Origin of the sequence: Mesorhizobium sp. M7A.F.Ca.AU.002.02.1.1 (assembly GCF_003998535.1) — a bacterium.
Classification (GTDB): Bacteria; Pseudomonadota; Alphaproteobacteria; order Rhizobiales; family Rhizobiaceae; genus Mesorhizobium; species Mesorhizobium ciceri.
Genome location: NZ_RZPB01000476.1, coordinates 1 through 4,854, shown reverse-complemented (window position 1 = coordinate 4,854; position 4,854 = coordinate 1). Strand labels below are relative to the sequence as shown.

The 4,854-nt window shown below is 66.6% G+C and carries 5 protein-coding genes; all 5 read right to left on the bottom strand.

All coding sequences use genetic code 11. The features are described from left to right. Positions 1 to 490: cupin domain-containing protein (locus EN879_RS24485; RefSeq protein ID WP_127274303.1), on the bottom strand; the 490-nt coding region annotated here is incomplete at its 3' end. Positions 491 to 630: 140 nt separating this feature from the next. Further along, positions 631 to 2,232, bottom strand: coding sequence for an FGGY-family carbohydrate kinase (locus tag EN879_RS24480; RefSeq protein ID WP_063168581.1), 1,602 nt, complete (start codon positions 2,230 to 2,232; stop codon positions 631 to 633). Between the two features lie 181 nt (positions 2,233 to 2,413). Further along, positions 2,414 to 3,142 (bottom strand): SDR family oxidoreductase, encoded by a 729-nt coding sequence (locus EN879_RS24475; RefSeq protein WP_024501651.1) that lies wholly within the window; start codon positions 3,140 to 3,142, stop codon positions 2,414 to 2,416. Between the two features lie 22 nt (positions 3,143 to 3,164). After that, positions 3,165 to 4,424 (bottom strand): ABC transporter permease, encoded by a 1,260-nt coding sequence (locus EN879_RS24470; RefSeq protein ID WP_024501652.1) that lies wholly within the window; start codon positions 4,422 to 4,424, stop codon positions 3,165 to 3,167. Beyond that, positions 4,421 to 4,854 (bottom strand): ATP-binding cassette domain-containing protein (locus EN879_RS24465; RefSeq protein WP_127274302.1); only part of this gene is annotated, 434 nt, incomplete at its 5' end. The genes EN879_RS24470 and EN879_RS24465, both read right to left, overlap by 4 nt.

Genomic DNA, 4,854 nt, shown 5'->3' with positions numbered 1-4,854 from the left:
GGCCGGTGTTCTCGCCGTCCCAGTAAGTTCGGATGGCTGCGAGATCGAAGATCGCGCGGCGGCCCAGGGCGCGTACCAGCACCTTGTTGGAGGCGGTGTAGACGACCACTTCATTCGGGTTGCGCTCGCCGACGATGACATAGCGGCACAGTGCGTCGCTGGTATTGATCAGGCAATGCCCCGCCGCGGCACCGGCGGGAAAGCAGATGTAGTCGCCGGACTTCATGGCATAGGCCGCGTCGCCGACATACGCGGTAAGCGCCCCTTCGAGGATGAAGACATGCTCTTCCTCGAAAATATGGTAATGCGCCGGCGAGGACTGCTTGCCAGCCGGAAGCTCCTCGATTGCCACGCCGACACGGTGTTTTTCGCCAAGGGCAGCCAGCGACAAATGCCGGTAGCGCAGGCCGAAGCGTGGCACATCGGACCATTCCGTCCACGGCACCTCATCCGATGCGAATGGTAGCGGCGGTTTAGCTTCGTCCACCATTAGGGCCTCCTGGTCCTGTCGCCCTGCCCTCGTCGCGTGCTGCTGGAGGGTCCACGACAGAACAAAGCTGCCAGCTTCCGGCTAAACCGCCAAGCGGTGTTCGCTACGCTCCTGACAAAGCCGGACAGAAGCCGCGCGCTTCAGCCTCGGATGGCCTTGCCCGCCTGCTGCAGCAATTCGAACGCCGCGAAGCGTTTGGCATGCCAGCCGGCCAGCGTAGCGTCGGGATGATAGACCTCGCCGAGTTCCGACATGCCGGCCATCGCCGCCGCCACATCCTTGTAGGCACCGGCGGCGACCGCGCCCAGCATCGCCGAGCCGAGCAGCACCGGTTCCGGCGAGGTCGAGGCCACCACCACCATGCCTGTGGTGTCGGCCAGCAGTTGGCGCACCAGCGGGCTTTGGCCGGCGCCGCCACTGACCACGATGGTGTCGACGGCAATGCCTTTCTGATGTTCGGCCTGCACGATCTGGCGCGCGCCGTAGCCCAGCCCGCAGACCCCGGCGACATAGAGCCCGACCAGGCTGTCGAGGCTGGTGTCGAGATCGAGCCCGGCGATCAGCGCGCGCGCGTCCGGGTCGGCGAAGGGCGCGCGGTTGCCGAGGAACTCCGGCACGACATGGATGCCGCCGACCAGGGCCGGCGTGGCCGCGGCTCCATTGCGGCTTTGCGCCTGCAGCGACAGCCAGGCGCTGAGACTGAGCCCCTCGGCTTGCGCTTTGGCGGTCGCTTCGCCGGCTGCAGGATGCATGCGCACCAGATGATCAATCGCAGCACCAGCTGCCGACTGGCCGCCCTCGTTCAGCCACAGGCCCGGCACCATGGCCGAGAAATACGGACCCCAGACACCGTCGACGAAGGCCGGCTCGGCGGTCGACGACATGGTGCAGGCCGAGGTGCCGAAAACATAGGCCATGCGCGACAGCACGCTGCCGAAATCGCCGCGCGCGCCGACCGTGCCGACGCCCCCGGCATGCGCGTCGATCAGTCCGGCCGCCACCGCGGTGCCGGGGTTGAGACCAAGGTCTGCTGCTGCCTGCGCGGTCAATCCGCCGCCGAGTGCGGCACCGGCCGGCACGATCTCGGTGCCGATGCGCGCGAATGCCTCGTCGGCCAGCGCGCCGAGGCCGATCTTGCGGAAATACGTCTCGTCCCAGCGGCTCTCATGCGCCAGATAGGTCCATTTGCAGGTCACCGTGCAGACCGAACGGGCAAGGCTGCCGGTCGCCCGCCAGGTGAGGAAATCGGCGAGGTCCATGAACTGCCAGGCGGCGTCGAAAGTGGCGGGCAGGTTTTCGGCCAGCCACAGGAGTTTCGGCGTTTCCATCTCCGGCGAGATGACGCCGCCGACGTAGTTCAACACCGCCTCGCCACTGCGATTGATGCGGCGCGTCTGCTCGACCGCGCGATGATCCATCCAGACGATGATGTTGCGTTCCGGATTGGCGGACTTGCTTACCGGCAGCGGCACGCCGCCCTCGCCCAGCACCACCAGCGAACAGGTGGCGTCGAAGCCGATGCCGGCGATCGCCTCGGGCGCCACGCCCGATTGCGCGACCGCTTCACGCGTGGCCGCGCAAACCGCCCGCCAGATGTCGTTGCTCGACTGCTCGACAATGTCGCCGGCCTCGCGCCAGACCTCGATGTCCCGTTTGGCCGAGGCAAGCAGGGTTCCCGTGTGGTCGAACACCCCGGCCCGCGCGCTGCCGGTGCCGACGTCGATGCCGAGGAAGTGGGACATTGGGGGAAACCTTCGGTTTAAGGCAGTAGGGGAGTAGGGGAGTAGGGCAGTAAGGCAGTACGGGAATAGGAGATGGTGGCTTGGCTCGGGCCCGGGCATTGAACGGCAGAGCAATCCTACTGCCCTACTGCCCTACTGCCCTACTGCCCTACTGCCCTACTGCCCTACTCCCCTACTCCCCCTAGAGATCATTGCTCTGCGGCAAAATCACCAAATCCCTTATCGTCACATTGCGCGGCCGGGTCAGCATGAACATCACCGCTTCGGCCACCTCGCGTGGCTGCATCAGGCCGCCGGCGGCGAGTTCCTCTTCGAGCTTGGCCTTCGGCCAGTCGTCGACCAGTGCCGTCACCACCGGGCCGGGCGCCACGGCGCCGACGCGCAGGCCGTGCTTGGCGACTTGCCGGCGCACCGTGTGGACGAAGGCCTGCACGGCGTGCTTGGAGGCCGTGTAGATCGGTTCCCAGACCACCGGGACCAGACCGGCGATCGAACTGGTGACGATGATGTCGCCGGTCTTGCGTTCGATCATGTGCGGCAGCACCGCCTGGATCGAACGGAAGCAGGCATTGATGTTGAGGTTGAGCATGCGATCCCAGACGTCGGGATCGCCGGTCGCCACCTCGCCGCCGACATAGGCGCCGGCATTGGCATGGAAGATGTCGAGTTGGCCGGCCTTCTCCAGGATTTGCGGCATCATGGTGGCGACGCTTGCCGGCTGCATCAGGTCGATCACCAGCGGGATCGCTTTGGGGCCGAGTTCGGCGCACAGTTTGTTCAGCGTCGCCTCGGCGCGGTCGACCAGCACCACGGTGGCGCCGGCCGCCAGCATATGCCTGGCGCATTCGAGGCCGATGCCTGACGCGGCACCGGTGACGGCGGCAACTTTTCCGGACAGTTCTTGGCTCATGTCTTGCTTCCTGTTGATGGGTTCAGGCCCGGCCATGCGAGACACGCGAGCGGCGTGCCAGCGAGTCGACGATGACCGCGATGGCAAGCACGGCGCCGGTGATCATGTACCGAAGCGACGAGGACAGATCGAGCAGCGTCAGGCCGCTGGCGATCGACTGGATGACGATGATGCCGAGCAGTGCCGAATAGGCGCTGCCCCTGCCGCCGAACAGGCTGGTGCCGCCTATGACGGCCGCTGCGATGGCGTTGAGGTTGACGTCGCCCGTGCCGGCCTGCTGGCTGGCCGAGGCCAGGCGGGCCGCCGACAGCACGCCGCCGAAAGCCGCCAGCATCGAGCACAGCACGAAGGCGCTGGAATAGATCAGCCGCACATTGATGCCGGCGCGCCGCGCCGCCTCGCGGTTGCCGCCGACCGCCGACATAGAGCGGCCCCATTTGGTCCGCGTCAGCGCGTAGTGCATCGATATGACCAGGCCGACGAACAGGCCGAACATCCACGGAATGCCGCGCGCCTGATTGAGATAGAAGACGATGAGCTCGAGAATGACCGTAATCACCACCGCGCGCGTGACGAGCCCGCCGGTCGACGGCGCCGACAGGTTCGCGGCGCGGCGGCGCGCGACGGTGCGCAGGCCGGTGATCAGCATGACGATGCCCGGCACGGCCGCCAGAGCGAACGAGACGAGTTTGGGCATCATCAGCAACTGGCCGAAATTCACCAGGTTCGAGCCGTAGGGCAGGTTGATCGAGCCGGTCGAGCCGAGGATGTAGAGCTGCAGGCCAAGCACCGCCAGCAAGCCGGCCAGCGTCGAGACGAAGCTCGGCATGCCGAGCCGGTTGAACAGCAGCGCATAGAGGGCGCCGATGAAGCCGCCGACGGCAACAGCGGCCAGAATCGCGAGCGCCACCGGCCAGCCCTGGTTGACCCACAGCGTGCCGACCATGGCCGAGGCAAAGCCGCTGATCGAACCGACCGACAGGTCGATCTCGCCGACCATCAGAACGCAGACGATGCCGAGCGCGATGACGCCGACGGTTGAGCAATCGAACAGCAGATTGACCAGATTGCTGCTCGACAGGAAGATCGGGTTGATGCTGGCGAACACCGTCCAGATGATGACCAGCCCGACAATCACTGGCAGCGAGCCGAGATCGCCCGAGCGGACCCGGTCGAAGAACCGGCGGATGGCGCCGCCGATCCCCGCCTCGTGCTTGACGCGCACATCGGCGCGGTCGAGCTGCGGCGGCACGGGGGCGGCCTGTTCGGCTTCGCGGCTCATGGGCGTGGCTCCTGGGTCTGGTCTTGCCTGGCCTGCCTGCGCTCGGCGCGCCGCGACACCGAATTGTTCGAGGCGCCGGTGATGGCGCTGACCAGTTCCTGGTTCGAGGCATCGGGCGAGAAGATGCCGTTGTTGCGGCCAAGCCGCAGCACGACGATGCGGTCGGCGACGGCGCGCACGTCTTCCATGTTGTGGCTGATGATGACGACGCCGAGGCCGCGGTCGCGCACCCGCTCGATCAAATTGAGCACTTCCGCCGTCTGCGCCACGCCAAGCGCTGCCGTCGGCTCGTCGAGCAGGATGAGCTTGGGTTCGAGCAGCAGCGAGCGCGCGATCGCCACCGTCTGGCGCTGGCCGCCCGACAGTGAAGCGACCACTTCGCGGACACTCGGGATGCGCGCCGAAAGCTCGTTGAGCAGCGTCCAGGCGC

Coding starts and splice junctions, on each gene's coding strand:
- EN879_RS24480 (WP_063168581.1), bottom strand. CDS start 2,232: ATGTCCCACTTCCTCGGCATCGACGTCGGCACCGGCAGCGCGCGGGCC.
- EN879_RS24475 (WP_024501651.1), bottom strand. CDS start 3,142: ATGAGCCAAGAACTGTCCGGAAAAGTTGCCGCCGTCACCGGTGCCGCG.
- EN879_RS24470 (WP_024501652.1), bottom strand. CDS start 4,424: ATGAGCCGCGAAGCCGAACAGGCCGCCCCCGTGCCGCCGCAGCTCGAC.